The organism is Aquimarina aggregata (genome assembly GCF_001632745.1).
Classification (GTDB): domain Bacteria; phylum Bacteroidota; class Bacteroidia; order Flavobacteriales; family Flavobacteriaceae; genus Aquimarina; species Aquimarina aggregata.
Window position 1 is genome coordinate 533,867 of sequence record NZ_LQRT01000046.1, and the last position, 26,952, is coordinate 560,818.

The 26,952-nt window shown below is 30.3% G+C and carries 24 protein-coding genes; 1 reads left to right on the forward strand and 23 read right to left on the reverse strand.

The features are described 5' to 3' along the window. Positions 1–9 precede the first annotated feature (9 nt). The 21 genes from AWE51_RS23160 to AWE51_RS23255 form a co-directional block, all read right to left on the reverse strand. Positions 10–525, reverse strand: a complete 516-nt coding sequence (locus AWE51_RS23160) for a hypothetical protein (protein WP_066318867.1) — start codon at positions 523–525, stop codon at positions 10–12. Beyond that, the gene (locus tag AWE51_RS23165) at positions 504–1,454 is read right to left on the reverse strand and encodes a hypothetical protein (protein WP_066318869.1); all 951 of its coding nucleotides are present in this window, start codon (positions 1,452–1,454) and stop codon (positions 504–506) included. The genes AWE51_RS23160 and AWE51_RS23165 overlap by 22 nt, the downstream gene beginning before the upstream one ends. 52 nt (positions 1,455–1,506) lie before the next feature. Continuing rightward, positions 1,507–1,914: a hypothetical protein gene (locus AWE51_RS23170; protein ID WP_066318872.1), complete on the reverse strand. Its 408-nt coding sequence runs from the start codon at positions 1,912–1,914 to the stop codon at positions 1,507–1,509. Between the two features lie 38 nt (positions 1,915–1,952). Beyond that, the gene (locus AWE51_RS23175) at positions 1,953–2,504 is read right to left on the reverse strand and encodes a hypothetical protein (RefSeq protein WP_066318874.1); all 552 of its coding nucleotides are present in this window, start codon (positions 2,502–2,504) and stop codon (positions 1,953–1,955) included. 18 nt (positions 2,505–2,522) lie between these two features. Beyond that, the gene (locus AWE51_RS23180; protein ID WP_066318877.1) at positions 2,523–3,560 is read right to left on the reverse strand and encodes a hypothetical protein; all 1,038 of its coding nucleotides are present in this window, start codon (positions 3,558–3,560) and stop codon (positions 2,523–2,525) included. Further along, positions 3,547–3,717, reverse strand: coding sequence for a hypothetical protein (locus AWE51_RS26735; RefSeq protein ID WP_157766204.1), 171 nt, complete (start codon positions 3,715–3,717; stop codon positions 3,547–3,549). The genes AWE51_RS23180 and AWE51_RS26735 overlap by 14 nt, the downstream gene beginning before the upstream one ends. 3 nt (positions 3,718–3,720) lie before the next feature. Then, a complete protein-coding gene (locus tag AWE51_RS23185) occupies positions 3,721–5,550 on the reverse strand; it encodes a type VI secretion system Vgr family protein (RefSeq protein ID WP_066318879.1) in 1,830 nt (609 codons plus the stop codon). Positions 5,551–5,679: 129 nt separating this feature from the next. Then, complete coding sequence (locus AWE51_RS23190) at positions 5,680–6,456, reverse strand: hypothetical protein (protein ID WP_066318886.1); 777 nt, start codon at positions 6,454–6,456, stop codon at positions 5,680–5,682. After that, positions 6,453–7,169, reverse strand: a complete 717-nt coding sequence (locus AWE51_RS23195) for a hypothetical protein (protein ID WP_066318889.1) — start codon at positions 7,167–7,169, stop codon at positions 6,453–6,455. Before AWE51_RS23195 ends, AWE51_RS23190 begins: the two co-directional genes overlap by 4 nt. A 12-nt stretch (positions 7,170–7,181) precedes the next feature. Beyond that, entirely contained in the window at positions 7,182–7,577 is a 396-nt protein-coding gene (tssD, locus tag AWE51_RS23200; RefSeq protein ID WP_066318893.1) for a type VI secretion system tube protein TssD, read from the reverse strand. A gap of 38 nt (positions 7,578–7,615) precedes the next feature. Then, a complete protein-coding gene (locus AWE51_RS23205) occupies positions 7,616–8,479 on the reverse strand; it encodes a TssN family type VI secretion system protein (protein WP_066318894.1) in 864 nt (287 codons plus the stop codon). Between the two features lie 20 nt (positions 8,480–8,499). Continuing rightward, positions 8,500–9,408, reverse strand: coding sequence for a hypothetical protein (locus AWE51_RS23210; protein ID WP_066318896.1), 909 nt, complete (start codon positions 9,406–9,408; stop codon positions 8,500–8,502). A gap of 26 nt (positions 9,409–9,434) precedes the next feature. After that, positions 9,435–10,016 carry a C40 family peptidase gene (locus AWE51_RS23215; RefSeq protein WP_066318898.1) on the reverse strand — a complete coding sequence of 194 codons (582 nt, stop codon included), beginning with the start codon at positions 10,014–10,016 and terminating at the stop codon, positions 9,435–9,437. Between the two features lie 582 nt (positions 10,017–10,598). Next, positions 10,599–11,186 (reverse strand): C40 family peptidase, encoded by a 588-nt coding sequence (locus AWE51_RS23220; protein WP_157766205.1) that lies wholly within the window; start codon positions 11,184–11,186, stop codon positions 10,599–10,601. A 171-nt stretch (positions 11,187–11,357) separates the two neighbouring features. Further along, on the reverse strand, positions 11,358–11,876 hold the full coding sequence (locus AWE51_RS23225; protein ID WP_066318901.1) for a type VI secretion system transmembrane protein TssO: 519 nt from the start codon (positions 11,874–11,876) through the stop codon (positions 11,358–11,360). A 38-nt stretch (positions 11,877–11,914) separates the two neighbouring features. Then, positions 11,915–13,075 (reverse strand): hypothetical protein, encoded by a 1,161-nt coding sequence (locus AWE51_RS23230; RefSeq protein ID WP_066318904.1) that lies wholly within the window; start codon positions 13,073–13,075, stop codon positions 11,915–11,917. Continuing rightward, the gene (locus tag AWE51_RS23235) at positions 13,065–14,084 is read right to left on the reverse strand and encodes a PKD domain-containing protein (RefSeq protein WP_066318907.1); all 1,020 of its coding nucleotides are present in this window, start codon (positions 14,082–14,084) and stop codon (positions 13,065–13,067) included. Before AWE51_RS23235 ends, AWE51_RS23230 begins: the two co-directional genes overlap by 11 nt. A gap of 11 nt (positions 14,085–14,095) precedes the next feature. Further along, a complete protein-coding gene (locus AWE51_RS23240) occupies positions 14,096–15,937 on the reverse strand; it encodes a type VI secretion system baseplate subunit TssF (RefSeq protein WP_066318909.1) in 1,842 nt (613 codons plus the stop codon). 4 nt (positions 15,938–15,941) lie between these two features. Then, the gene (locus tag AWE51_RS23245) at positions 15,942–16,373 is read right to left on the reverse strand and encodes a GPW/gp25 family protein (protein ID WP_066319006.1); all 432 of its coding nucleotides are present in this window, start codon (positions 16,371–16,373) and stop codon (positions 15,942–15,944) included. A 226-nt stretch (positions 16,374–16,599) separates the two neighbouring features. After that, positions 16,600–18,912 carry a S41 family peptidase gene (locus AWE51_RS23250; protein ID WP_066318912.1) on the reverse strand — a complete coding sequence of 771 codons (2,313 nt, stop codon included), beginning with the start codon at positions 18,910–18,912 and terminating at the stop codon, positions 16,600–16,602. Between the two features lie 123 nt (positions 18,913–19,035). Continuing rightward, positions 19,036–20,241 (reverse strand): helix-turn-helix domain-containing protein, encoded by a 1,206-nt coding sequence (locus tag AWE51_RS23255; RefSeq protein WP_232517440.1) that lies wholly within the window; start codon positions 20,239–20,241, stop codon positions 19,036–19,038. Positions 20,242–20,431: 190 nt separating this feature from the next. Between AWE51_RS23255 and AWE51_RS23260 the strand changes: the two genes are divergently transcribed. Continuing rightward, positions 20,432–22,048 (forward strand): T9SS type A sorting domain-containing protein, encoded by a 1,617-nt coding sequence (locus AWE51_RS23260; RefSeq protein ID WP_066318919.1) that lies wholly within the window; start codon positions 20,432–20,434, stop codon positions 22,046–22,048. Between the two features lie 120 nt (positions 22,049–22,168). Here AWE51_RS23260 and AWE51_RS23265 read toward each other — a convergent pair whose 3' ends face one another. After that, positions 22,169–22,888, reverse strand: coding sequence for a hypothetical protein (locus tag AWE51_RS23265; protein WP_066318922.1), 720 nt, complete (start codon positions 22,886–22,888; stop codon positions 22,169–22,171). 3 nt (positions 22,889–22,891) lie between these two features. Then, positions 22,892–26,875, reverse strand: a complete 3,984-nt coding sequence (locus tag AWE51_RS23270) for a carbohydrate-binding protein (RefSeq protein ID WP_066318925.1) — start codon at positions 26,873–26,875, stop codon at positions 22,892–22,894. Between the last annotated feature and the right edge of the window lie 77 nt (positions 26,876–26,952).

Consider the following 26,952-nt stretch of genomic DNA (forward strand, 5'->3'; position numbering starts at 1 on the left):
TATGATTTTTTATTGTGTCATTCCATTTTTATACAGTCTATATTTATCTTTTAAACTAAATGAATCTATAAGTTTCGCACTTTTCTTATCTAATTCAATCTCATAAAAATTAGGATATGTAGCTGTTGTTGTATTGTAGGTATACACTCTATTTTTATCATAAAAATAAATATCCGTTCCCACAAATCTGGAAAATGATTCGACATCAATTATACTTGAAATTGTTACAATAGAATCATTTTTTAAAGCTAAAACTTCTATAAAAGCATAAGGTAACTTTTGACACTCATTTAGGTCTGGATAATCTTTAGGAAATTCATTTCTTCTCTTCAGATAAACTTTATTTAAGTTGTTTTTATACAAAAGATCTGTATTAACAGAAGTATATAAACGTTCATCATTTTCACATTTCTGAATAATGTTTCCAGATACTAATTTATCTGTATCCCCTAAAACTTTATTTTTACAACTTGTAAAAACAAGAGTAAAAATAAATAAGAGTATTATTTTTGTTGCATTTTCCACATTAATATATTTTTTGCATGTTGGTTTTTGTTATTCCAGAATCGTACTGCTAGTTCTAAAAACTTTTCATCAATACTATCGAAATCTAAATCAAGTTCTCGTACATATCCTTGATCCAAAATACTGTACTTTCTATTACAAGGGTTGCGATTATCCATTAAAAGTAACATTACATGATACTCCCCATGCATAGAATAATAATACACATGAAAACCTGGTTTTTTATCAATATCTTGTTCTATTCGTTCTTTAAGACTGGATGCTAATCTTGTAGGTTCATTATTGGTGTAATAATTATCAGTTCTAATCTCGAAATGATCTTTAATATATCCATGATTTTGAAGTGCTTCAGACCTTGTTGAGGAGTTTCTTAGACTAACACCATTACCTCCTTGACTAGTCAGATTAGGTTCTGTATAAAAGTTTTCAGTATCATTCAATAATGCTCCTAACCCTCTATCAGCGGCCATAATACAGTATCCATTACCAGGAACAGTATTATTTCTATTAAATTGTATTGCTTCATTATTTTCACTCATCAAGTTATCCACCTCATCTTGTAAGAATATATCCTTTTCTCTCTCTTTTGAGACTACCTTTACTCTTCCTGTTTCTTTACCATTCATCTTTGTAGTGATAAAAAAATCTCCTTCACTTTTGGCGGTAATATTTGTCAAAATAACGTCTCCTCGTTCTACACTCCATGAAGATGTAGTTAATTCCATTTCTTCTTCAGAATATTCAAACGTTAAGTCATATGATGTTTCAAATTTAAGCCAACCTCCCGCTTCTCCTTGTATTTTAAGACGTGCTAACATTCGTTCATTTGGATACACTATTATTTCTGTGATTTTATCACATTCGAAAATAATACATGGTATTCTATCAATTTCTGTTACTTCTCCAAACTGAACATTGCACTCTGCCATTGCTTACAATACTTATATTGTTATATGAATTTTTATATTGTTATTAATAGAATTATTTACTTTCAATCATCGCTAAAATCTCATCTTTTTTTGATTTATAAAAAACAGTGTCATTTCTTATCTGTTTAGTATAAGTTTCAAATTGCTTTGTATCATTAAAAAGTGTATCTATTTTATATTGGTTTAATAACAAAATATCATTTCTTAAATCCTCTATTGTATATTCTAAAAAACCTTCTGATCTATTTTCTAAAACTATCTGTAATCGTTTATTTTTATAAAAACTGTGTGTTTTTATATTTATTCTTCCAAAAGGTGACTGTATAAATCCATTAGGGTTGTACATATAGTCTTCTGATACAAGATGGCCTTTTATTATTTCCGCATTATTAATAGACTTATAACTATAAAAAGTTATACTAATAAGAACGAGGATGTATAATTTTATTTGGATTCTCATCTCCTTCAGATTTTCTAAGCTCAATTAATATGTAATTGTCATTTCATTAATTTCTTTGTTTTCAAAATATTAACCACATATTCTTCCATTTTTTCTGTCATTTGCCCTAAAAAAAGACACGGATCTTTTTCTATTTCTTCCTCAAATACTTTCTCGCAACCTTCTTTTTTAAGTTTTATATTCTTCGTGTTTAAGCTAATTGAAATATTCTGTATGATTAAATCATTAGCATAGAAGTTAATAATCACATCGGTATTTGTATCGAGTGCATAAGAATTAGTGAATTTCTTTTTAATAATTTTAAAAAGTTTACAAGTTTCATTTTTAGTTAAAATTGCTTCTCCTATTTTTTTAGAAAGAGTCTTTTCATTATCATCTAATGCACTTTGATTAGTAGTAGTCTGTGGATTCGTTAGAGCATCAGATAGCGAAGACTTTGGCATACTAGATGTTTTATCTGAAACTTTGTAATAAGAAATAATAGCTTTATCAAACCCTTCGTTTTTGAAAAAACTTAAATCAGAAAATTGTTGTGCACAAACCTGAGATAAAATCGAAAATAAAAATATAGTAGTTAAAACCTTTTTCATTATTTAATATATCTGATTTTAAGGGTTCATATCAATAAAACCTTGGATTGTTGTTTTATCGTAAAGTCCATAATCACCTGCGTCAACAGTAACATTTAGATGATTTTTATAAAAATTCACATTCTGCATAGTATTTGAACTAATTACAAAAGAAGGTGTTATTTCTGCATATGTAGCTGGGAGAGCGGCATATACATTAATACCTGCTCTGTAGGCTAAAAACGCAGCATATACACCATTAAACTCTTTAGCTGCAAGAAGTTTTATTTCCTTAAAAGTTAAATCTATTTTTGATGTAACATTAAAACTTTTTCCCAATCTATCATTTAATATTCCAACCAAGTCAAGGGACTCTCCACTTGACGTTACAAAGTTAAAATGATCAGGAGGGTAGCTAAAAACAACATCATCCTCAATTAAACTACTACTGTAATTAGAGTTTCTTCGTATTCTTGAGAATAAAGCATTAGCCGCTATAGGGAAACTACAACCCCAAATTTTTAAATAACCAATTGAATTCATTGCTATTGTAAAATTACTACTTACACTAGTTGTATCATCTATTCGCATATCTATATCAACGGCTCCTGTAGAATAAGTATTAGCTAAAATTGGTCCATTCCAATAGGCATGCGAAAAAATATGCATTTCCATCAAAGATTTTGGATGAGTTGTTCCAATTTCAAGAACTACATCATAAATTGTATTTTTGGTTATGTAATTAGTTTTTCCTAAATCGTCAAAAGTATGATGACTTGGGTAATTAGATTTTGTTATTTCGTCGTATTGAGTAACAGTCTCAGTAACTGCACCTTCATCTTTTTCAATTTTGGTAATTGTTCCTGGTAATATATCTATAACATAAATGATTTGAATTTCTAAATCATTAGCTAATCCATCAATTCTTTTTTTTTCATCTAAAGCATAACTATTAAATGACCATATATCATGATAATCTAATCCAGAAACCAAAACATAATGTTTTACTGGTTTTTTGACCACTTGCTCTCTGTCAAAATTTTCAACTTGCCCAAAAACAACATTATGCCCCGCCATTACCGATCACTTTTTTATTACTACTTAAGTTTATATCACCACTTAAGGCATCAACAATGACCTTGTTTGCATTTTTATACAGCTTACCTCCTACTACTGCATTATAGCTATCATTAACTATTACTTTATAATTTTTTGCTTGTCTTGTAATAGCCATATCCTAAAATAATTTACTTTTCTCTGTACTATTAATATTTACAGTTTTTGAACTTTGTAATGTCATATTTTCTTCTGCACTAAATATAGACACCTCTTTAGCGTATTCATCTGAGGTTCCTGATTGTCTGCTATAATCCTCATCTACAATATCATTTCTGGTATCCGACATTTCGGTCATATCACCTGCTGCATTAAGGAGCATATCTTTATTTGCCACAACAGATACATTTTCACCCGCCGTTTCGCTCAAGTTTGCTCCCGCACTTACTGATATATTTTTACCTGCTGTAATATTTATATTTTCTCCTGCATTAATATTAATATTTTTTAACGCATTAATAGTGATCGTTTCTCCTACTGTATCTATAGTAAAATGATTTCCTTTTTTGTCTGTAATGGTAATAAATTCTCCTCCATCGGCATCATTCATTTCGATTGTATGTCCGCTACGTGTGCGTATAGCTTTAATATCATTTACATTTGTTTTAAAGCTTCCTGCACTGGCATTACCATGATATAAACTTCCCATCATATAAGGACGTTCTGCATTTGCCCCTTCAAAACCTACCAATACTTCTTCACCTAATTCAGGAATAAAATGAAACCCCTTATCACCTCCACCATGCGGTGTTACAACTCTAATCCATGGTGTTGTGTTACCTGTAGATTGTTGCCACGGAAATTGTACTTTTACTCTTGCCAGTCCATCTGGATCTGCATTATCTGTTACTATAGCTGTTTGGGTATCACTCTTTGGAATCGCCTCAAAATTCGTATCCGGAAATACATCCATATCAGCACTTACTGCTTCAAAACTATTATGGTATTGCCCATTTTCGTTATTATGGTGACACACCTTAATAACCCTATATCGTCCATGATTGGCTTGGTCTCCTTTTATGTTAATAATACTACCTATATTAACTCCTGGATTATCGCTATTTCCTTTAAGACGTACTTGTTGTGACTCTACAGCTTTTTTCTGTTGTTCTACATGCGTATCCATTCGTTGTTTGAGCTGCGGATCATTAAAACCATTAATCCAAACATTGGTTTCCTTGGCATATAATCTCTTACTACGTTCGCTTACAAAACCATTAAATCCATTTACTCCAGTAGCAACTTCAGAGGTTCTTTTCTCATGCTTCTCATCGGTGAGATAGTCATTAGTAAAGTAGTTGAACTTATTTGGTAACGGTATCAAATCCAGAGAAAAGCTCTGTAAATCGTGACCATAGGTCAAAACAATATCTTCTCCGTCTTCTGGGCTACCAAATACTATTTTTTTACCATCATAATATAACCACTCGCTATATTGCATTGCTAACCTACTCGCATACTGCCAGTTACTTTCTTTATGTTGTACGGAGTAATGTATAGTACTTGTATTTTGCGGGCTTATTGTTGTACTTAATTTTGAAGTATCATAACCTTCCAACGTATCTGATAAAATGTCTGATAAAGACTTGTCCAGATGTGAGCTATAATGTGGGCCGTCATCACATAAAACTGTTGGACTCTCGGCTTTTACGATGACAATATGCTCACTATTCGCTCCTTTTTTATTTGCGACCGAAGTAACAACTCCTTTAAATTCTAGCTCTTTATATCCAGAAAATTCACTTAAAGAAGCCACTTGTATTGTTAGCACCTCGCCTAAGTAATTTTTGGTAGTACTTGATAATTCACCTCCTAAATTTTCGAGAACATCAGTCCTACACTCTAATTGCAGGAAATGATGTGCATTAATCCCTTGATCTAAAACAAAACGTTTAAAAGACGTAATAGGAGTGTTTCCTATAAAAATCTGTGTGTGTGATTGTAATGCCATAGGTCTATTATTATTTTATAAATCTACGTTCTTTGTAGATTAACGTTATTGTTTATTCTGCTACTCTTAAAAACCCCATCTCTTTATCTTTTTAGTATTCTAAGGACGTGATTTCTTTTTTTCGTCTTTTCAGTTAGTCTTTACAAATGTTCCATTTTTATAAACTAATTTTTTGTATTTACCAGTTGTTTTCATGACACCAGTATCTTCTCCTTCATGAACTAATGGCGTAAGTTCAGGGTAAAACAATTCTTTAGTAACCGAATCAAACTTCAAATTTAGCGTGTCCCTTCTTCCTATATTAGTATAAAATCCTTTGGAATTTTCAAAGCAGTCTGAGCAAATTCCTTGAGATTTATTATTAAAATGAATCACATGAGATGACAAAAGCCTACTAGATGCACAAACTAATTGCGTATTAAGTGTTATATACGCCTTATCGTTTAGTTTATGAACCTTATATGGGTATGCTCCGTTATCTTCTGAGAACTCAATATTTTCTTTACCAACAAAGTAATTTACATATAAACTATCTTCATACTTATATCTGTAAAAAGATTTGTATGAATGGTGACAGCCATTGTCTAATATCTCCCATGAAATTAAAATGAGCTTATTATCCTCTGATTTAACTGTAAAGAAATCATTTTCATTTAGTGCATTAAATAGTTCGTTATTTAAGTACTGTGAATTTTCTAAAATTTCTATTAATTTTTTTTCAAAAGTAAAAAGTGTATGACCTCCTTCTTTATGTTGTGCTCTCTTTTGTTTATAATCGTCATGAAGTTTTCTTAAAATAAGAACATCTTCATTAAGGTTCAAAGTATGAGGTAATACACTCTTTTTTGTAGTACAGAAATTTACCCCAGTAAAAAGTATCATAAATAAAACGAGCGCACTTTTCATTTTGAAAAAATATTATAATGTTGAATATACCTCCAAGCCGCTATTCTTTCTAGAGCTTTAGTTCTTATTTTAGTTCTATCGGACGTTTTCAAATAGAAAATATCATAACTTTTTAACTCTTTTATCTTCTGAAATGCTAATTCAGGTCTTTGATAATAAAAATAGATCCAAAAACCCCATTCATCCTCTGTTGGTTTTATATATTTTAATTTTTTCCAATCTTTTTCAAATCGGTCAGCTCTTTGCTTTAAAACCGCTGCCATGGCCCATATAGCGCTTTCTAAGTTTTTAAAATTAGCACTATAAACTGTTTCTTTACCAAAAGCTTCATCACGTACTTCTTTAACGCTTTCAAATTCATCACCTTCATTATACGTTTTAGGTAAATATCTTTTTAAGTTTGGCCATTCTTGAGGATCTCCAAAAAAATCTAAACCAAGATTTTGAAAACCACTCATTTTTTTATCTGTAATTACTTTCCCGTTTTTATAGTTATTTAAATCACTTAAATAAATCCATCCTAAACCCTCTCCAGCAGCTATAGTAAATAAATATGAAGGAGGTAAATCTACATCTTTTGCTATTTTCTCTATTATCTCAACTACAGGGGCTTCCTTAGGTTCATCGGCATAACCTCCCCAAGCATTTACATAAACATCATATATCTCTTGTATTTCCTTTTTCCGCTCAAGTTTAGATTTTACCTTACCCATATTGCTATAGTTTTAAGCTATCTCTGGCCAATTATTTTTAAAAACTGTTCCTTTAATTTTCATTTCTTTTGCAGAAATTAATAATTGCGTCTGCATAGGTTGAGAGTTCTCTGCATTGAAACGTTCCTTATAGTTTAGACAATAAGCATCCTTAAATTCTACTTTTTTAAGGCTTGCCATATTCTCTCTTTTAAAAAAGGTAATTGTTCCGCTTTTAGTCATGTTCGGTGAAACCATCCATTCAAGAAAATCAACTCTTCCTGTAGATTCAATTAAAATTTTAATTTGCCCTCCTCTTGGATTTTCAGCAGGGCGTCCATTATAATCAGCACCTTGAGTGAATTCAAATGTACAATCTAGTACATTCATTTCAATTTCTTCTATGCTCAGTTTCGATAAAAATGACATGGTCTATAGCTTTTTAATTAAAATATTATTTTCAATAATTAAGATTTTACACGTTGCACAACGATATTATTATCTTCTCTTATTTTATTCCATTGCACAGTTTTATTAGCATCAATATGTCTAATAGAATTCCACCAACGTGGTTTAAAGTAAAAAATCCAACCTGTTACGCTTCCATCTTTTTCTAAAATATCTATTTTATCCTCGGGATGTAACTCATTATAATCATCTACAAAAAAGTAGAAAAGTCTACCAAACTCCATCTCTTCCGGTGCCTTAACTTTAAAACGGCTAATTTCTTTGTCTCCATATTTTTTCTCAAACTGAAAACTAATGACTAGTGGATTATTAAGTTCACTACTTTTAGGTTCTTTAATATCTTTATTTATAGGGTAAAACCATTTTTTATAAACAGGAACTGGTATTAACGCTGCAAATTCATACATTTTTAATGTTAGTAATGGAATTATAAAAGTAAGACCAGCACTGGCATATAGAAACACGAACGGTTCCCTAAAGCGACCTACAACATACACAAAGGCAAGCAAAGCAATACCTACAAAAACTAAGGTACATACTACTTCTCCGAAAAAATCAGATTTCGTTTCCGAGAGTTCTTTAAAATATGTTCTTAAGACAAAAATGTGTCCAATACCTAATATAAAGAAAATCAATTCTGTTCCTACATAACTATTTAAAGGAGAATCATTAAGTATTTTATCATAGTTTAATAACCCTGTTAATGCAAATAGCACCAAGAGTATGATTATATAAATAATAGCTTGTACTTTATTCTTAGAAAAAGTTTTACGCACTTTTGAAACCAAAAGCATTAGTAAAGAGCTTACCAAAAATAAGATGATACTTAATTTAAAAATATTACCACTTAATAAACTTGTCATAGCAATTATTATATTTTTATTTATAACTGGGTAGACATACCCAAAAATGATCCTTTTGTTTGATCGATTATAAATCCTTCTTTTTTATTAACTTCAAAATTAGTTTCGATTTCAAACTCTACTGGAATGAAATATTTGTAAAAAACCAATACAAAATCAAGCAGGCCTTGTTTTTGTAAAAATTTTTGAATTTCATTTTTATCATTCGGCATTATGGTAACAACTAATAATGGTTGTTGTATTCTTAATTTTTCTTGATGTAAAACAAAGTCTACTCCTAATCGGTTGTCAGAAAAAGCATTTGTTTTTATTGTTCTAGTTCTAAATGTTTTTTTAAAACGAATATTCGTTTCCAATATTTTCTCTAGTCCTAAAAAAGTTAATTCCAAATTTCCTGAAATTTGGTGCGCATACGGAAGTAAGCGTATTAATTTAGATGCATATTTCTTTGGTATTGACGAGTCAATTTTCCAAAAATCTAATAAAAATTTATCTTTTAAACTGGTAAAGTTTTGCTCTATAGCTTTCTCATTTTTTTCTATTTTCACTCTTTGATGAAATAATTCATTTTCTATTGGTGAAAATAAAAGCCGTGCATCTGTTTCTTCTTTTTTTTGTTGTTTTCTAAAAGAAGGATATGAACTACTATCTGATGTAGGCGTATGAAAAACACCTTCAGGAAGAAGGTCGTATATTCCATTTCTAGCTAAATTAAACTGCAGTAAATCTTTATGCTTTTTAGGATGCACCAATTTTATATCGGTTACATCTCTTCTATATGATCTATTGAATGTGCTTTGATTTGAAATTACTATATCCTCTTCAGAAACAGAAGTTTTTTCTTCTATTTCCGACACTAAAACTTCTGCTTTTAAATCATAAAAAGCATTGTTTAGTTCTTCATGTATATCGTAAATTTCATTCTTCATTTAACTTCTTTATATTTTTGAGGTATTTATAAATCCACTCTTTTTCCTCCTGCTACAAAATATTTAGACCAATGTGGATCATTAATATTACTTACTTTCACTCCTGACGAGCCAACTTTTCCTTTATAAGAAGTCGAATGCACGAACTTATTATTTTTCAAAAATATACCTACATGGCTTATTTTCACTTCATTTTTACTCTGAAAAAAAACAAAATCCCCTTCTTGTAAAAACTCTTTACCTCTAAATCTTTTAATAGCTCTAGATTCAAACTGTTTTTCTGCTGTTCGTTCTATATATTTATCAAATACTTCTGTATATAATAACTGAGTAAAAGATGAACAATCAATACCATCACTAGTCTCTCCTCCTAACCTATACGGTGTATTAATCCATTTATCAATAAAATGATAAAGCTCTACATTTTGTAAAGAATCTGGTTTAATATTAAGTAATTTACCATATTTAATCTGCACTGGCAATAATGATTTTTCTACCTTAACATCATCATAAACGACCACAATATCATCTACTGAAGATTTTGAACCTCCACAACTTGTAAAAATGAAAATTAACGATACGACTCCCACTAATAACCTTATACTCATTTTTAAAAAAAATTAAACTATTATAAAAAAACGTTTCTTGATATTTTACATTAAACTATCCAACCAATTGATAGATTTAATAAAACATTATTTCTTAATCTTTTAAGAAATTAAATATCAAAAAAGTAATTTTAAAATTATATTTCACAAAAACACAGAAAAAAACTTAGAAAAAGCTTATCAAGCATTTATTCTAATTTTCTTTAAGCAAAACCAATGTTTTAACACAACCTCTCATTATTACTTAAAAAGAGTTAGAATCACTAGTGTTTGCGCACGTCAATAATCTAAAATTACATGTGGGGATAGAAATGTACAAATCAAAAATACGAATTTCTATTTTATATACAATAGCCTCTTATTGAGTTATTTCAATTAACATAAAAATTAAGTTTTTTTTTAGAGTTATTAATCTACATCCCTACAAAAGGCGAGATATTTAACTTAATTTTCACATTATCAAAAATGAAGATAATTTCTAAAAAGAAAAGACCTTAATCTTATAAGATTAAGGTCTTTTCTTTTTATGTGTTTAAAACTATGAATCTACAGAAATTTCTGTCTAATCATAGCCTGAATTTTTTACATATCTAATCGCTTTCCTCCTGCTACGAAACGTTTTGTCCAATAAGGTGAATCTAAATTACTTATTTTAACACCTCTTGCACCGCTTTCACCTTTATAGTATGTGGCATGAACAAAATTATTGTTTTTAAGAAATACTCCTACATGATTAATTTTTGCTTTGTTCTCGGCTTGAAAAAATATAAAATCTCCTTCCTGTAAAAATTCCTTACCTCTAAATTTCCTTATAGACCCCGATTCAAATTGTTTCTCTGCAGTACGTTCTATATATTTATCAAATACCTTGGTATACAATAGTTGTGTGAAAGATGAAGCGTCTATTCCATCTTTGGTTTCTCCTCCTGATTTGTATGGAGTATTTATCCAATCATCTATAAAAGTATAAAGCTTTACATTTTGTAAAGAATCTGGTTTAATATTTAACAACTTACCATATTTAATTTGAACTGGTAATAATGCTATTTTTGGAACAATTGAATCATAAGTTACTACAATATCACTATCCTGAGTGGGTTTTACTCCTTTACAATTTACTGATGTTACTATTACTAATACCAACATCAATCCTAATAAGCGTGTAATCATAATATTTTGTGTGCTAAACATATACGGCTTTAGGTAATATCTAAAGCCATTTTAATCTTTATTTTTAATTCTAAAACTTTTTAAAAATACAAATTTATACTTTATCCAAAGCAAACAAATATTATTTGATATAAAACCCTACCGAAAAGTTTATTTCAGATTCTAGTTTTTCTAACGGCGTCGATTTGAGGTAATTCTTAAGATTTGTAAATCTCTTTCTGTTTCCTTGAGTTTTTGTTCGGTTTTTTCTAACTGAATTTTACATTCTTCGATATTCTTTTTATCGTTTTTTCTAGAATACAACTCTTCTTTTGTTTCTTTGATTTTAAGGAATGCTTTTACAACATTTGTATACATATCATATCGATATGTTGAATCTTTTCTTGGAATTGACTCTTGCATTCTCGATAACTTACCATTTAATTGAGAACCTAAAAAAGATACATTTTGCCCAGGAATATCAAGAGAATCGAGCATGTTCTTTATAACCTTGATTTCACTTGCAAAACCTTCTTGAAATTTGACTTCTTGTTCTGCTATTTTTACTCGTTCTCTTAGTAATTCTATTTCTTTTTGTGGCACTCGATAATTAAAAAAAACAGTAACCATTATAGTCGCTGTTACTAAAACAAATAGAAGTATAAATTTTATAAAGCTAGATCGACGTTCTTTTGTGTTTTTTGGTTTCATAAAAAGTATTATCTTTTTTTAAAATATGAAAGATTATTTTATACTGGTCCGTCAAAAAATCGACGGCGTTTCTTTATAGGTTTTTCTATATTCTTGTCTTCTTTTACGAACACATCTGCCATATTTTTTTTACCTATATATTCCAGTTCACTTAATTTTTTAAACAAGGTATTCATAAGCATTGTAAATTCTGATGCTTTTTGAATTGATGTACTAATATCGATATGAATATATTCTAAATTAATAACTTCTTGTAAAACATTTTCAAACTCCCCCTGATTGGTACCACACCATTCCGTAAGGTAATTTAGAAATTCTTCTTTACCAGCATTAATATGAACATCAAGACTTCCTTTTATTATTCTTGCTAAATTCATAACTTTTAAAATCATTCCTACCGGAGGCTCATATTTATCTTTAATACGATATTCTGAAATAATTCCTTTTAAGTATACTAAAACATCATTAGACAATATCAGCGCCATTTTTGCTAAATCATTGTTTTGCTTATTCTGATAAATCTTCTGAACGATATGAGTATTATACAATTCCATTGCATTAAAGAAAGCTCCTATCTCGGTAAAAGTATAACGTAATTCTGGATGGCTTTGTATTGATGTGCAAGGAGGAATAAAATCATCTACCAAAATCAACTGGTTATTCTCTAGGATCACTTTTCCCACAGTAATAGAATTATACCCCACTTCATTTACATTCATTGCACTTTCTGGCACGAGTGAAATATTATATTCTGATATTACATAAGGTTTTCTTGCAGGTTCTTCATCAGGGTCTGCAAAACCAATAGCAACTCTATTATATGGATTAACTGATACTACAATATACCATAAACTGTGCTCTTGATCAATATTAAATCTATTTTGAATAATGTAACCAGATTGTTCTAAATAAGCATTTACGGCTTCATTGATTATGATTTGCCCACCTCCTAAGGTAACGGCAAAACACTTATTTAAAACTACAACAAGTGTTTCTTGTCCGTCCATAGATACCGAGAGATTTACAGGCTGCTCGTTATTGCTCTGATCTGGTAATAGTCCAAAATTATTTTGATGAATATAATTACTATTAATCATCATAAGTTGCTGAAGCATGGAGTTCTCTAGATCTATAAAATGATCTTTATTGATTTTCATTCCATCTGCCCAATGCACTCTATATTTATGTTCAAATCCCATCTTTTATCTTTTTTAGCAAACTCTTTTTTGTAATAATACTCATGTTTTGGATGCAATTAGATCCTTCATTTCTAAAAATAGTTAGTTGCAATATCTTGGTTCTTTTTCTTTGTATTTTATAACAAAACTTTAAAAAAGTTGTGCTTTCGCCGTTAACAAGTATTGGCTTATTAATTTCATCACAGAAATAATCCATAAACTCTTTTACGTCTGCTTGTTTTTTTGAGAGTAAAACTAATTTTTGTTTAAAAGCCGATTCGCTTATATATGGTGCTTTCTTTAATTTATCTTTATTTTTTTGATCTTTATCACGTTCATACTCTATAGTATCCCACATTGCTATTTCTATTTCACCTCCTCTAGTAGTCCTAATTTCTTCTTCTTCTACTTTAGCATATACTTTTATTATTTTATTGGCTATATGAGTCGTATCCTTATTTATAATTAAAGAAATTGTCCTTGGCCCAGGCTCACCCTCGTAAGTATAAGAGGCTTTTTGTGTAGTTGCATCTGCTTCTGCATTATCACCAAATCGCCACTCCCAACTGTATGCTCTTTTTGTACTATCAACTACTGTTAATAGTTGTCCAATTTCAATACTTTCAGGAATATGATCTAGATTAGGAATTTTACTGGGATCTCTTATTATTTTCTTTGCTCGTATTGTTATTTTCTTTATTGTTTCACAACTATTGTTAACCTTTAATTTAACAACATATTCTCCAGGAGTTTTATAATTATGAACTACTTCTTTTTCATTTGAAATCAAAGTACTATCGCCTAAATCCCAATCCCATTCTTCTGCTTTTTCTGTAAGATCAGTAAATCTAATAAATTCTCCAACGCGATATTCTTTCCCTTTTATATCCATCATAACGCTTTCGCAAGGAAAATCAGCATAAAATCTATATGCCAATGCAGTAGAAGAAATTAAAAATATTATTACCAATAAGTAAATAACATTTTTATCTATATACGTTGTCAAACTTTCATTTTTATTTGCTTCCATTTGTACTCGGATTATTCGTATTCATCTTTGATAACAATCTTAAAAGGAAAAATATTAACTGCTTGTTTTTTTAAGGTAGTTAATAAATTCACATTCATATATTCCCACTCATATGGGTACAAATTTACATCTTTACTAGGTGTCATAATAATTTCTATACATTGTATTAAACCTTTATTAAGTGAAATACTTGTAGTAAAACCTTTTTTAACCTCTACTTTTTCAATATTCTTGCCATATAATTCGTAACATACCGCCTTAATATCTTCTTCTGTTACTATTTTATTTTTTGTTAAAGATATTCTCCTATACGCTTGTAAACGTTCTTCCATAGTAAGATTACTACTCCCTCCAAAACTTGAAGTAACTAAATAGCTACTTTTAGACTTTAAATTTGAACCTTTATAAATATCTAGATTTTTACCCGACTTGATATGATTGGCGTCTTCTCCGTTAGTTGTCCAATAGGTTAATGAAATACTTTCATTTTTTGAAAATGGATTGAGATACACATAATTCTTGTATACTGAATCATCTGATATTTCCTCTATTTTTTTTTCTAACAGCGCTATCGTTTGATTTAATGAATTAAGGTTGTTCTGTAAAAACTCATGATTAAAAAAGGTAAAAGCAGCACTCTCATCTTTTAACAATTCTAAAAGATTTATAATATACTGTCGGGCTTCTCTAGAGTCTAGTTTACCAACATTAGAATTTCTAATAGAATAACTTCCTTTATATCCATTATCATTATTCATATGCTCTAACTTGTAGCTCTCCCCGTTAGAATTTTCTATAGATTTTATTTCTAAAAAAGGATCTTCAGAAAGTACCGGAATAATATTTATGAAATTCTTTAATTGGTACGTCAAGTTATTAGACTTTCGATTAAGTACAGGAAAAGTATTAATGGAGCAAAATAATTGTTCTAAAGACTTTACTCCTAGAACACTTGAAAATTTTATTTTTATCCATTTTAAATCTTCTTCTATGTCTATATCATTTTGAGCTTTTTTAAGCTCATGTATTTCTGGAAAATCTGGGAAATCGCTAATTTTCTTTTGAGACTGAATTGTTACAAAATGTTTTTTATAAAATTCATTTACTTCAACACATATATTATTAGTCTTGCTAGCGGTTCCATTAAAAATAGCATCAAGATCAATTTGATCTATCTCATTGCTATTATAATATCCATCAATAACTTCTAGTTTTTGTTCTCCCACATACCACGATGCATTGCGCAAATGATGATAAAAAAGTTCACCATCTGTAATTCCTAAATATTCAAAATAGAACGACACATCTTTAATATCAACATTTTTATGATCAGCCTCTATTCCTAAATATAAAGTATCGTTTTCTAGGGTTAATTTACTATCAAAAATTTGAGCAAGTTCTTTGGTCTTTTTCTCTGGAAATGAAAAGATTTTATTACTGGTAATTATAGATTTCACTCTAGCATCAACGAGCTTGGTCTTTTGAGTCGGCGAAAAGAAAATATTCTTTTGCTTTCCTGATTTACTTTCAACTTGTCTTTCTTTATAATATAATTGGTTCTCTGTAGAAATGATTGTCTCAGGTTCTATTGATTCGCAGTACGCTATCCCGTGTGCTGGCTTAGTCGTATATGCGGTAAGAGGAGTCATTAATTGAATGAGTCTTTCTGTAATGCGAATATGTGAATCATCAATTTCTCCTGAAAGTTTTTCTAACTCTGAAGCACAAGCTGAAAGCAGAAGAGATATTAATGGGTCAAAAGAATCACCTATCTCATTAACAGGAACATCCCAAAGGCTAGCTGCCTTTTTCATCATACGATTCTTTATATACTCTTTTGTATTCTTACTCATGTTTTTAATAGGATAATGGGGCTATATAAAAGTATTCATTATAATTAAAGTCTTCATTAGTTTTTCGCACAACCCCCTTAATCAATACATATACTCGTTTTTTAATTCGACTCTTTTTCTGTTTATTATGAATTTCTTCTTGTTCTATATCAACCTGTATCTCAATTCCCATAAGTCTTTTTTCATATTGTTTTATAGACTTTACTAGAGAGTCAGAGATAATCACCCTTAGTTTATTATCAGAAGCAATATTATTAAAATCGACATTCCAAATAGCACATCCAAAAAAAGAGTCAAAACTACATTCACCAAATCGTGTTGTCATTATAAGATGAATATAATTAGCAATAGAATCTTGAATACTACAAGTATCAATAGGCTTATTTTTAATAAGAGAAATTGAATTTAATGGAAGAGTATAATATTTATATTGCATTTTCATTTAGATATAACAAATACATTATCAAAAAGATATTATTTGCCGATAATATAAAACACTAATTATTTAAGAAAAGCAATATAAAACTATTTTCTAAAATCAACTAAATCAAAACTTACAATCAATGAAATTTAATTTAATTTTATAGTTTTTGTGCTATTATCTAAAATAGTAATGTATAAAGTTCTTGACCTTCTTTTATGAAAACATAGATCAATGCTATTTATCTTGTTTTAATCAAATTTAAAATTGCATTTAACTCTGTATCGATATTATTCAAATAATCCTGTGGATTTTTATCAATTTCAATATCTGGTTTTACACCGCCATCAATAGCTATTGTTCCTGTTGGTACATACATATTTATCACAGGAATATCTAACTCTATTTTAGTATTTGGTAATCGTAAAAAGAACATATAACTTCCATTTGTACCCAATTGATTACCTCCAGTTTCCTGACCTACTAAAGTTATATTATCTATTTGTTTAGCATACATAGCCATTAGGTGTGTTGCAGAGCTGTTTGAAGCATCTATCATTAAAAAAACTTTACCTTGATAACCATTTTTTTTAGGTTTCATTGTGGTTTCTGCTAAAGAATATTTTTGCTTTAAAAAATATCTACCCTTTTTTTGTGATGCTATTTTACCATTGAAATTATACGGAAATTCATCCCAAGTATTCATGTAATTTCTAAATTTGGGAGGGATTTTTAGATAACGTACCGAAGATTGCATCGCATTTACTTTAAATGGCTTTTGTATAACGCGTTCTAAGAGATATTGACCAACAATTCCTTGTCCTCCTTCATTACCACGAATATCAATAATAAAATTTGAAATCGACTTTTTATTTAATTGTTCAAATACATTATCAATAAAATCTTTCCAATCAAATTCATTACGGTGTACAGCAAAGGATTTTATAGATAGCTTTGCCGTTTGATTATTAATGATTTCAAAATTCCATCCATCTCTTAAAGATGTATTTATTTTCCCGTAACGTGCTATAAGCTCCTTAGTTCTATTAGTTTTAGATGTAGCTTTAACTGTAGTCTTTATTTCTCTACCTGTATTTGTGTCTTTTAATACAAGTTCGAATTCTTTTTTGCTTCCAAATTCTATTGAATAAAAAATATCAAACATAGAAAACTTTTCTTCTCCTGTGACAGTTAATCTTTCTAGTTTTTTTTCATAATTATTACCATCTGATGTAACATATGCTGCTAGTTTTGAGAGTATTTGGTTAGTAGTCACATTATTTATACGTATAATTTCTAAACCTTTCTTTACTTTTAAGTTTTCGGAAGCATTCTTATCAATAAACAAACGATTTTCTATTCTATTAAAAGTAAAAGGAATTTTATCACGTTGGTAAAAATTCACTTTTTCCATAAGTCCACCTTGATTCCAAGGATTTGTAAATGTATGACTACATTTAATTTTTGCAGCAAACTTAGATATCTCGCCATAAGAATTAGTTAGTGTTGGCTTGCTTTTTATTGCCATTTCTAGACTTTTAAAATCCTTTTGTAGCGCTAAAGAATCCCTATATTTATATACATTAGGATGTACATACTGAATAATCTCTTTTAAGATAGCTATATCCTCATCGATTTGCGCTTCTGTATAGACTAATTTATTAATTTGCTGTTGATTATAACAGGTAAACTCATTGTAAATATAATTTTGCACTACGGGTTCATTTTTAAACCAAAGCACTCTGGCATCTGAGCCTTTCAGTTCCATATTGCCATTAACTAAAAACTTAAATTTCACATTATTTTTTGAAGTCTTAAAATGTATCGAGGTTTCATACACACCATCTCCATCATTATCATTAAGCGTATAATCTTTAATTTGAGACAATGGCTTTACATTGCCCCTTACTGTAACTGTTTTTACATCTTGTATTTTTTTAGTGTCTAGCCTTAAGGTCACTATCCTTTCTTGTGCTGTACCTGTAAAAATTGTTAATCCTATTAGAACATGAATAATAGTTTTTTCTTTACTCTTAATTTTAGTAATTGTTGTAGTTAACAACCTATCATTCTTAAGTTTTCTAGCTATAACATAATCAAGTCCTAATCTACCAGATCCCATAATTAAACAGTAAAGAGCAACCCAAAGAAAACCTATCGCTGGTAACATTGCCCATAAACCATTATGCCACTGTTGAAAGAAAATAGCAACAAGCATAGTACACATTATAAAAAAAGAAGAAACTCTAGTTTTAAATCCAAATACCAAGAATAATGCTCCTATGGTTTCTGAAGCTGCTGCTAACCATGCAAAAAGTAAAGGAAAAGTAGCAAAAATACCTCCAAATTTAGACACATCCTCAACAAACCAATCAGACACTTGAAAAAGAGTAAGATTAGATGCTACTGGTGACCACGGCACACCAAATTTTGAGGCTCCAAAATCAAACGCTAGAATAAGACCACAAAATATTCTAGGTATTGTAATGATTATATCATTTAATAGATTTGATTGTGTATTTGTTTTTGTAAGTTTTTCTAATAAAAATCTCATAATATATGTTTTTGTCATTTGATAGTTCAAAAGTCGTGAGAACATATATTTAAGACGTTTCAAATCGTACTGATAGGGTATCACCCACGATTTGAGACGTGTCATTTTATTAAAAAAATAGACTTATACCTGTGTTTTTAGGTATTCTGAAGGAGACTTATTCGTCATCTTTTTAAATGCCCTATTAAAGGTAGCTTTACTATTAAAACCGCATTCATATGCAATTCCAAGAAGAGATAATTGTTTATGATGACCTTGGGCTAATTTGGTTTTAAATTCTTCTACTCTATATGCATTAATAAAATCGTTGAATTTTAAATTAAATCCTTTATTAATTGTTTCAGAAAGTTCTTCTCTTGAAATGGCTATCTTTTTAGAGAGACCTATTAAAGTTAAATCAGGTTCTAAAAAAGGTTTATGTGTTGCAAAGTACTCCTCAATAAACTCTTTTCTTGTTTTTAATTTATTAGATAATTCTATATTCGTTTGAACTATGTTATCTTTTTTAACCTCAAGTTTATTTTCTTCTTTTAAGAAAGAACCTATTTCTACCCCCATTAATTGTGTCAAATCAGTATAATATCCTTTAATGCCAACATAAATTATCACTAAACCGGATAAAAGATAATACCACCATTCTTGAATCCAACTAAGGTCTACAATAGTTGAATTTACAACCGTTTGAACACTATTGTATACATAAAGAATCGTATAAGCTATCAAAAAATTATATAACCAATTAAGCTCTATTTTATACGTATTAGAGAAAAAATGATTTATTTTTTCTTTGTAATTATACAGTAATTGAAAAGAAAGAACTAGATAAATCAACATTTGAAACATTGATAAAAGTCCAACTATAGGATCTAAAAATTTCCATTGAAAATTAACAACTAAATACCCGTTTTGAGCAGCATTAAATCCAGGTAGATTTGCATCATAAACTAATATGATAGTTTTAATTACTATCAACAATATAATAGGTGTAAAATGTAATAAATGTTTCTTACCAAATACCTTTTTAGGATTAGTTATGGATACAAAGTAGAAATATATCAATGGGGCCAATGCTAATAATAAATTTATAAGATAGTAGTTAATCTTTGTGTTTTTAAAAGTATCATACCACCCAAGAAAACCAATTGTATACGTAGTTTGATGATAACACGTCAAAAATAAAATAAGCGCTAAAAATAAATCCGAAACATTTCTTTTTCTATAATATCTATTCAATAAAAAAAATGTAAAAGCTACTCCTTGTATAGAAAGCAATAACAATGGTGTACTATAAATATTAAAATCCGGAAACATTAAATTATTTTCTATCAATTTAATGTATAAAATTAACATTTAGAAATAAATACTATCACCTCCTGCATATTATTAAAGATAATTAGAGTATTAACTAACTAATCGCCTTTGTCCAGTTTTTGTCTAGTTGTTTCATCATGATTTACATAGACAATTTGTTAAGTTAGAAACTTAGATCAGTCAGAAACTAACTTAAACACAAATAATCATGAAAACAAAGCAATTATTTAAAATGCTAATGTTATTACCTCTATTTACAGGTACATTTGCACAAGACTGGAAAAATGTCCCTATTCCAGCAAATCCAGGAACTGGTAAAGTATGGCAAATTCAAAACCAACATTCTGACGATTTTAATTACAACGGAAAAAATGCTGCATTTAATTCCAAATGGTTAGATAACCATAGAGCAGGATGGTCTGGTCCAGGCGAAACACAATTTAGTGCTAATCATTCAGCTGTTACTGGTGGAAATTTACAAATCAAAGCAGGTAGAGTTACTAATATTCAAGGAAAAACCACATTTTGCGGTCATGTTACTACTAAAACCCCTGTTATTTATCCTGTATTTACAGAAGTTAGAATGAAATGTAGTGGTATTAACCTTTCGTCTAATTTTTGGTTATTAAGTGCTGATGATGTAAACGAAATTGATGTCACTGAAACCTATGGAGCTGAAGATTTTGCTGGTAGAAGAATGGCTACTAATTATCACATATTTCAAAGAAGTCCATTCTTAGATTTGGCTAATTCTCCAAAAAGTTATGCCTCTAATGGCAATGTACCTTTAAAAAATGACTACCATAGGTTTGGACTTTATTGGAAAAGTGCTACTGAGTTTGATTTCTACTTTGACGGGGTTTTAGTACGAACTTTGAATAGATCTAATGATCTAAAAGATCCCAGAAATCGTTTTTTTGATCAGGCTATGCACTTGATATTAAATACAGAGTTACACAGTTGGAAGTCTAATGCTGGAATCCGACCTTCAAATACAGAGTTAAATAATAACGCTATCAATACATTATATTTCGATTGGATTCGTACATATAAGCCTATTGTTGATACTACTAACGATGTTACAATTCCTGATGGTGTATATTATATAAAAAAAGCCAGCTCAAATATCTACTTGAAAGCTACTGCTGCTCTAGGAAATACCATAAGTATTAATAATAATACTGAACAAGCTACACAATGGAAATTTACCAAAGTAGGGAATAGCGAATACTCTATAAATTCTGTAGCGTATCCACAAGGAAGACTGGAAGTACCTTTTGGTAAAAAAGGAAGAGGAGTTAAAATTGCTACAACGAACTGGACTGGTTCTGCAAGTCATATTATTTGGAAAGCCGAAAAAGTAGGTAATAATTATATCTTTATCCCGAAGCATGATCCATTACATGCATTAGATATCTGGGAAGGTAATAGCATCGTTCATACCTGGAACAAGAACCCTGGTAATAGTAACCAAGTAATCTCCTTGATCCCAGTAAATAAGATCTCTAACCAAGAGAATATTATACCCCAAAACCTTATTACTAATCACGAACATACTTCTAGAAATCAAATTACTGTTACAAAAGATAATTCCATCTCAAAAGCTTTGACAATTTTTCCCAATCCAGTAAAGAATATGCTGTATCTAAAAGAAACCCCAAAAGAAACGACTCAGCTTCGGGTAACAAATCTAAAGGGTAAATCAGAAATCATAAAGAAGACCAACACTAATACTCTAGACGTATCCCAATTAAATCCGGGTGTTTATGTTCTTAAAATTACCACACCTTCAGGTGAACAAGAGGTAAAATTTGTCAAGGAATAACTTGATGAATTCGTATATTTAGTACATTCAAAGACCTCATAAAAACATTAAAGTTTATGAGGTCTTTTTTTATTATAATTATTATGTATAATTTTTATTCTTATATCAAAATCGAGAATATTAAAGTGTTTTAAATGAAAAGGCTTGGGACTCTGTCTCATTCCCGAATGTATCTTTGGTTACTACTTTCCAATAATATGTAGTAGCCATGTTAACCGTATTAGGAATTTGTATACTTAAACCTGTAGTAGGTAATAATGTCTCTGTTTCATTTTCTATAAATGTTTTACTTGTGCTAAGGTGTACTGTATAACTCTCAATATCATCTTCATTATTTATGAGCTCGCTTTTTTCCCATTCCAAAAGAACACCCACAATGGTTGTAAGTTCTATTTTATCTTCTGGAGCTATTAGTTTTACAGGAAGTGGAGCAAAGTTTGTTTCACCTTTAGCCGAGTTATAAAAAGTCCATTCATCACTTACTTCTTTTTTTGTTCCTCGAATAGAAGTTACTGTCCAAGAATAATTCGTGTCTTGTTTAAGTGTTATTTCACCTTCATTAGTTGTAAACGTCTTTTTTTCTACTGAGTTCGGTGTTACGCTTGTATTTGTATATGTAACTTCATATGAAGTTGCATTTGGAGCGTTGCTCCATCTAAAGATAACATTACTATCTGTAGAGTTTTCTAAAAAAACACCTGTTGTACATTCTTTACCATTATCAGGAAAGATTAAAGAAACTTTTTCAGGACTTACTTCGTTATCACCATCATCGCTATTACTACAAGAAAGTGGTGTTAAAACGGCTAATGCAATATATATGTATTTAAGAATTTTCATGATTTACTTTTTTACGACCTTATTAACTTTATTAATATTCTCACCTTTAACAGCTATAAAATAGATACCACTTTCAAGAGTAGTAACATCTATTTTAATATTAGAAGAAATACTAGATTCTTTAACTTGCTTAACAACTTTTCCTAATACATTGTAGAACGTTATTAAAACAGGTTCTTCTGTATTTGTCAGAGTAATATTCAAAGTACTTTCAACAGGATTTGGATATATCTCTAATTCGTTTGGATTAATTACTATTTTACTTTTATGAATCCCTTGACAGTCTTTATCTGTTTTTACTATCAAAATATTTTCTCCATAAGCTAAATTTACTGTAAATCTATTATCAGAAGTAAAATAGGTTTTGTCATTTAGATCAATCTGGTAAGAATCTCCACCTTCTAATGAAAGTGATACTTGTTTAGTATTTTGCAATACTCTGGTATTTACTTTCAATAAATCAGGTGTTTTCACCTCTACTGATATACGTTGATTAAAGTCCGGAACTTCATCTATTGTAATTTCAATTGCATATTTACCTTCATCTAAATCTTTAAAAGAAACTTCCTTTATAAAATTATTAGTTTCGGTAAAGTTATCTTTAGTCACTTTTGCGACGTAATTTAATTGGTCATTGATAGCTTGGATAGTAATAGTACCATCATCACTATCCGGGCAACTTTCTCCTGTGACTCTAATTTCAAAATTATTAGTAGGGATTTCTATAGAGGGATTTCCATCTTTCAATACAAAATCAAAGTAATTAATATTAAATAAGAAACCTCCACCTCCAGAATATTCTGCAGTTAAAATCTGTTCTCCAGAAGTTAAATTAACACCCGTAATGGTTTCTGTAACATATGTTTGAAATCCACCTGTATCTCCAAAAGTAATAGCACCTAATTCTGTTGTTCCTATTTTCAATGTTACCGTCCCTCCATTTGTCGCACTGGCTACCCTAACATCAATGTCATATGTTCCTGCAGTTTGTACATCAATATTATAGGTATTACTTGTACCATTTACAATGAATCCAATATTTTCCCCTCCACCTGTATCTTGAGTAGGTTCTGTCATAACACCTCCTGCTTCTGTTGCAAAATCTTCTGCTTCTAATCTTCCTGGAACTTTTATTGCTGTTGGCGGTTCGGGTGGCTCTGGAGCGTCTACTGTAATCACGGCAAAATCACTGTACCTTCCTGCTATTAAAGCTGTAATTTTCACCTGTCCCATCGAAACTCCAGTCACATTACCATTTGCATCTACTGTTGCTATAGAAGGATTACTAGATACCCATGTAATATCAGACTGACTAAATCCACCTCTTATTATTGTGGCTTGTAATACTTCTATATCTCCTGATTTAATATCCATTTCAAAAGGAGAAACGCTTACTACCCTAGCTTGAGTACCTCCAGCATATGATCCTCGATTGAAACCATTACCTAAGGATACTGTCCACAGCGTGTTTTCATCATGAAGGTCAAATTCTACATCTCTAATTTGTGTATTTAAACCGTCTATATTATTTTTTTTCCAAGTAAGTCCGCGGTCTTCACTAAGATAAATTCCAGGATTTAATTGTAAAAACCCAACAGTGGCGACAAGGACATTGTTATCAAATGGAGAAACATCTATTGAAAAAGTTCTATCGTTATCAAAAACACGAGTCCAAGTGGTTCCAAAATCATCTGTATACCAAATTCCTCCCGTTATAGTTTCATTAAAAACAGCTCTATGTCCGCTAGTAATATATAATCTATTTGTACTATCAAAAACCATTCTATTAACACCTGTTACTCCAGGAGCTACATCAATCTTTGTCCAATTTAATCCTCTATTATTTGTAAAATACAACCCTCCTTGAGCTACAGGTGAGGAATTAGACCCTTGACTAAAAGATTGTCTTTGAGCTGCAGCAAAATAAGACGCATTAGTTTGGTCTCTAGGATCTATTTTGATATCATTTATCCTAACATCTGCAGGCAATCCATTATTTCTAGGAGTAAAAGTTTTACCTCCATCGTCAGAAAAATAGAAACCTCCCTCTTTGGTAACGTCTCTATTTTCTTTATCTGTAATCCCAAAAAACATAATATCTGGATTTTTAGGATCAATAGTTAAAGATTGTGTTCTCATTTCTGTTTCTGCTGGTGTTGCCAATCCCCAATCCGAAAATGTTTCTCCACCATCGATAGAACGCTCTATTCTTTCTTTATTTGCTTGTCTATATGAGGTTGTAAAAATAATATTCTTGTTTAATGGATGAGTTACTGCAGAACTTATAGTCTCATTAGAAGTTTTTATTTGTCTTGCTGCCTGTCGACCATCTGTGCCATCATCTGTAAGCAACCACAATCTATGTTCTCCTGATCCCATAAGAGGTCTATCTGGACCTAATCGTTTATCTTGAAATATTGTTTCTCCTGGCAGGTTACTATCACCGCGTCCCATGATATTGCCAGCGGCAGTATAATCCTCATCTACCTGATTAAATGTTTCCCCTTTATCTGTACTTAATAAGGTATTATGCCCCGCAATAATCATAACATCTCCACGACTATTTACAGCACAATATCGTAAGGATCGTAAAGGATAATTTAAACCAAATTGCTGAATAAATGGTTCATGTCCCATAATCATATTATCATTAAAAGGATTACCTCTTGACTCCCAATATGCTCTGTCGTTTTCCCATGCGGGACCAAATTCTCTTGCTATATTGATCCATTTTTGTCCTCCGTTACTGGTACCCCATAATCTTCCTGGAACAATTGAATTCTGTATTTGAGCATCTGCAAATCCAACATACAACGCATCTGGTCTACTTGGGTCTACATTTAGTGAATTAAAATATTGTAATACGTTAGTTGGAATTATTGGGTAAGTAGATTGAGCCGCGGCCAAACTAACCCCAAACCAATTGGCTATATATTGATAATAGTTTCTAGGTACACCGCCCGTTAATTGATTTACATCGATATAAAGATCTCCTGTAATATCTGTAAATGTAGCACCTTCATCTTCTGTTTTATAAATACCTCCTGTATTTATAGTAGTATTTCCTGATGGGAAATAACGAACTTGATCGATTAAATATAAAATAAACTTATTTGAACTAGCGTCATAATAAAAATCCATATCTACAATGGTATTATTCGGTAATTTACCTTCGCCTACATTTAACCAAGTATTTCCTCCATTATTAGATCTATAGAGCCCATCAATTGAAGCTGCAAATATTTGCTGATTGTTTGAAGGGTTTACTATAATTCTACAAAACTGCGCTGATGCATTAATTCCATTAGTAAATTCAGTCCAGCTTGCACCTGCATCTGTCGTTTTATAAATTTTACCTTCATAGGTAACATTGTTAAAACCTCTATTTGTTCTACCTCTTGGATTTGCCGCAGTTACATCACTTTGTGTTGTAAAACGTTGTTCACCTCTAATATGACCACCTTCGCCAACGTACCAAGTATTTGCGTTGGTAGGGTCTATAGCTATTGCAGATACCTTAGAAAGAAATCCTAATCGATCAGAACCATCTGTATCATTATCATACCAAGGTGCATTGGGTACAATGCTCCAGTTTCTTCCCATATCATTGGTCACCCATAATTGAGATCTTTCAATGGCTAGCCCAAAATTTTCATTGCTTTCAGAAAAATATAAATCACGTAATCGTTCAAATTCTCCATTACCATCCTTATCTTTTATATTGAACCAACTTTGACCATTATTCTCTGATTGCCATGCTACGAATAAATCAGGTATTGTAACGACAACATCTGGTTTTGTTGGGTGATATCTCAAGAAATCCGAAAAACCAGCATTTCCTGGTCCAAATTGCTTCCATTCTATATCGTTTTCAGAAGGGACTCTCTCTGTTTTTAATCTTTGAAAATAAGCTTGATCTAATTGTGCATTAACTAAAATGGGCAGTAGTAACAATACAAATTTTAAGTATATTTTTTTTAGTACCATTGATAATTATTTTTGTTTTGACATTATTCTTGTCTTGCGCAATTGCACATATAATTTAAAAAAGTAATATCAGCAGA

What these genes read in the sequence shown, in the direction of transcription:
- AWE51_RS23235 (WP_066318907.1), bottom strand. Translation starts at nt 14,084, where the DNA reads ATGGAAGCAAATAAAAATGAAAGTTTGACAACGTATATAGATAAAAAT.
- AWE51_RS23175 (WP_066318874.1), bottom strand. Translation starts at nt 2,504, where the DNA reads ATGAAAAAGGTTTTAACTACTATATTTTTATTTTCGATTTTATCTCAG.
- AWE51_RS23185 (WP_066318879.1), bottom strand. Translation starts at nt 5,550, where the DNA reads ATGGCATTACAATCACACACACAGATTTTTATAGGAAACACTCCTATT.
- AWE51_RS23260 (WP_066318919.1), top strand. Translation starts at nt 20,432, where the DNA reads ATGAAAACAAAGCAATTATTTAAAATGCTAATGTTATTACCTCTATTT.
- AWE51_RS23190 (WP_066318886.1), bottom strand. Translation starts at nt 6,456, where the DNA reads ATGAAAAGTGCGCTCGTTTTATTTATGATACTTTTTACTGGGGTAAAT.
- AWE51_RS23170 (WP_066318872.1), bottom strand. Translation starts at nt 1,914, where the DNA reads ATGAGAATCCAAATAAAATTATACATCCTCGTTCTTATTAGTATAACT.
- AWE51_RS23205 (WP_066318894.1), bottom strand. Translation starts at nt 8,479, where the DNA reads ATGACAAGTTTATTAAGTGGTAATATTTTTAAATTAAGTATCATCTTA.
- AWE51_RS23265 (WP_066318922.1), bottom strand. Translation starts at nt 22,888, where the DNA reads ATGAAAATTCTTAAATACATATATATTGCATTAGCCGTTTTAACACCA.
- tssD (WP_066318893.1), bottom strand. Translation starts at nt 7,577, where the DNA reads ATGTCATTTTTATCGAAACTGAGCATAGAAGAAATTGAAATGAATGTA.
- AWE51_RS23240 (WP_066318909.1), bottom strand. Translation starts at nt 15,937, where the DNA reads ATGAGTAAGAATACAAAAGAGTATATAAAGAATCGTATGATGAAAAAG.
- AWE51_RS23245 (WP_066319006.1), bottom strand. Translation starts at nt 16,373, where the DNA reads ATGCAATATAAATATTATACTCTTCCATTAAATTCAATTTCTCTTATT.
- AWE51_RS23210 (WP_066318896.1), bottom strand. Translation starts at nt 9,408, where the DNA reads ATGAAGAATGAAATTTACGATATACATGAAGAACTAAACAATGCTTTT.
- AWE51_RS23180 (WP_066318877.1), bottom strand. Translation starts at nt 3,560, where the DNA reads ATGGCGGGGCATAATGTTGTTTTTGGGCAAGTTGAAAATTTTGACAGA.
- AWE51_RS23250 (WP_066318912.1), bottom strand. Translation starts at nt 18,912, where the DNA reads ATGAGATTTTTATTAGAAAAACTTACAAAAACAAATACACAATCAAAT.
- AWE51_RS23215 (WP_066318898.1), bottom strand. Translation starts at nt 10,016, where the DNA reads ATGAGTATAAGGTTATTAGTGGGAGTCGTATCGTTAATTTTCATTTTT.
- AWE51_RS23270 (WP_066318925.1), bottom strand. Translation starts at nt 26,875, where the DNA reads ATGGTACTAAAAAAAATATACTTAAAATTTGTATTGTTACTACTGCCC.
- AWE51_RS23195 (WP_066318889.1), bottom strand. Translation starts at nt 7,169, where the DNA reads ATGGGTAAGGTAAAATCTAAACTTGAGCGGAAAAAGGAAATACAAGAG.
- AWE51_RS23220 (WP_157766205.1), bottom strand. Translation starts at nt 11,186, where the DNA reads ATGATTACACGCTTATTAGGATTGATGTTGGTATTAGTAATAGTAACA.
- AWE51_RS26735 (WP_157766204.1), bottom strand. Translation starts at nt 3,717, where the DNA reads ATGGCTATTACAAGACAAGCAAAAAATTATAAAGTAATAGTTAATGAT.
- AWE51_RS23225 (WP_066318901.1), bottom strand. Translation starts at nt 11,876, where the DNA reads ATGAAACCAAAAAACACAAAAGAACGTCGATCTAGCTTTATAAAATTT.
- AWE51_RS23165 (WP_066318869.1), bottom strand. Translation starts at nt 1,454, where the DNA reads ATGGCAGAGTGCAATGTTCAGTTTGGAGAAGTAACAGAAATTGATAGA.
- AWE51_RS23230 (WP_066318904.1), bottom strand. Translation starts at nt 13,075, where the DNA reads ATGGGATTTGAACATAAATATAGAGTGCATTGGGCAGATGGAATGAAA.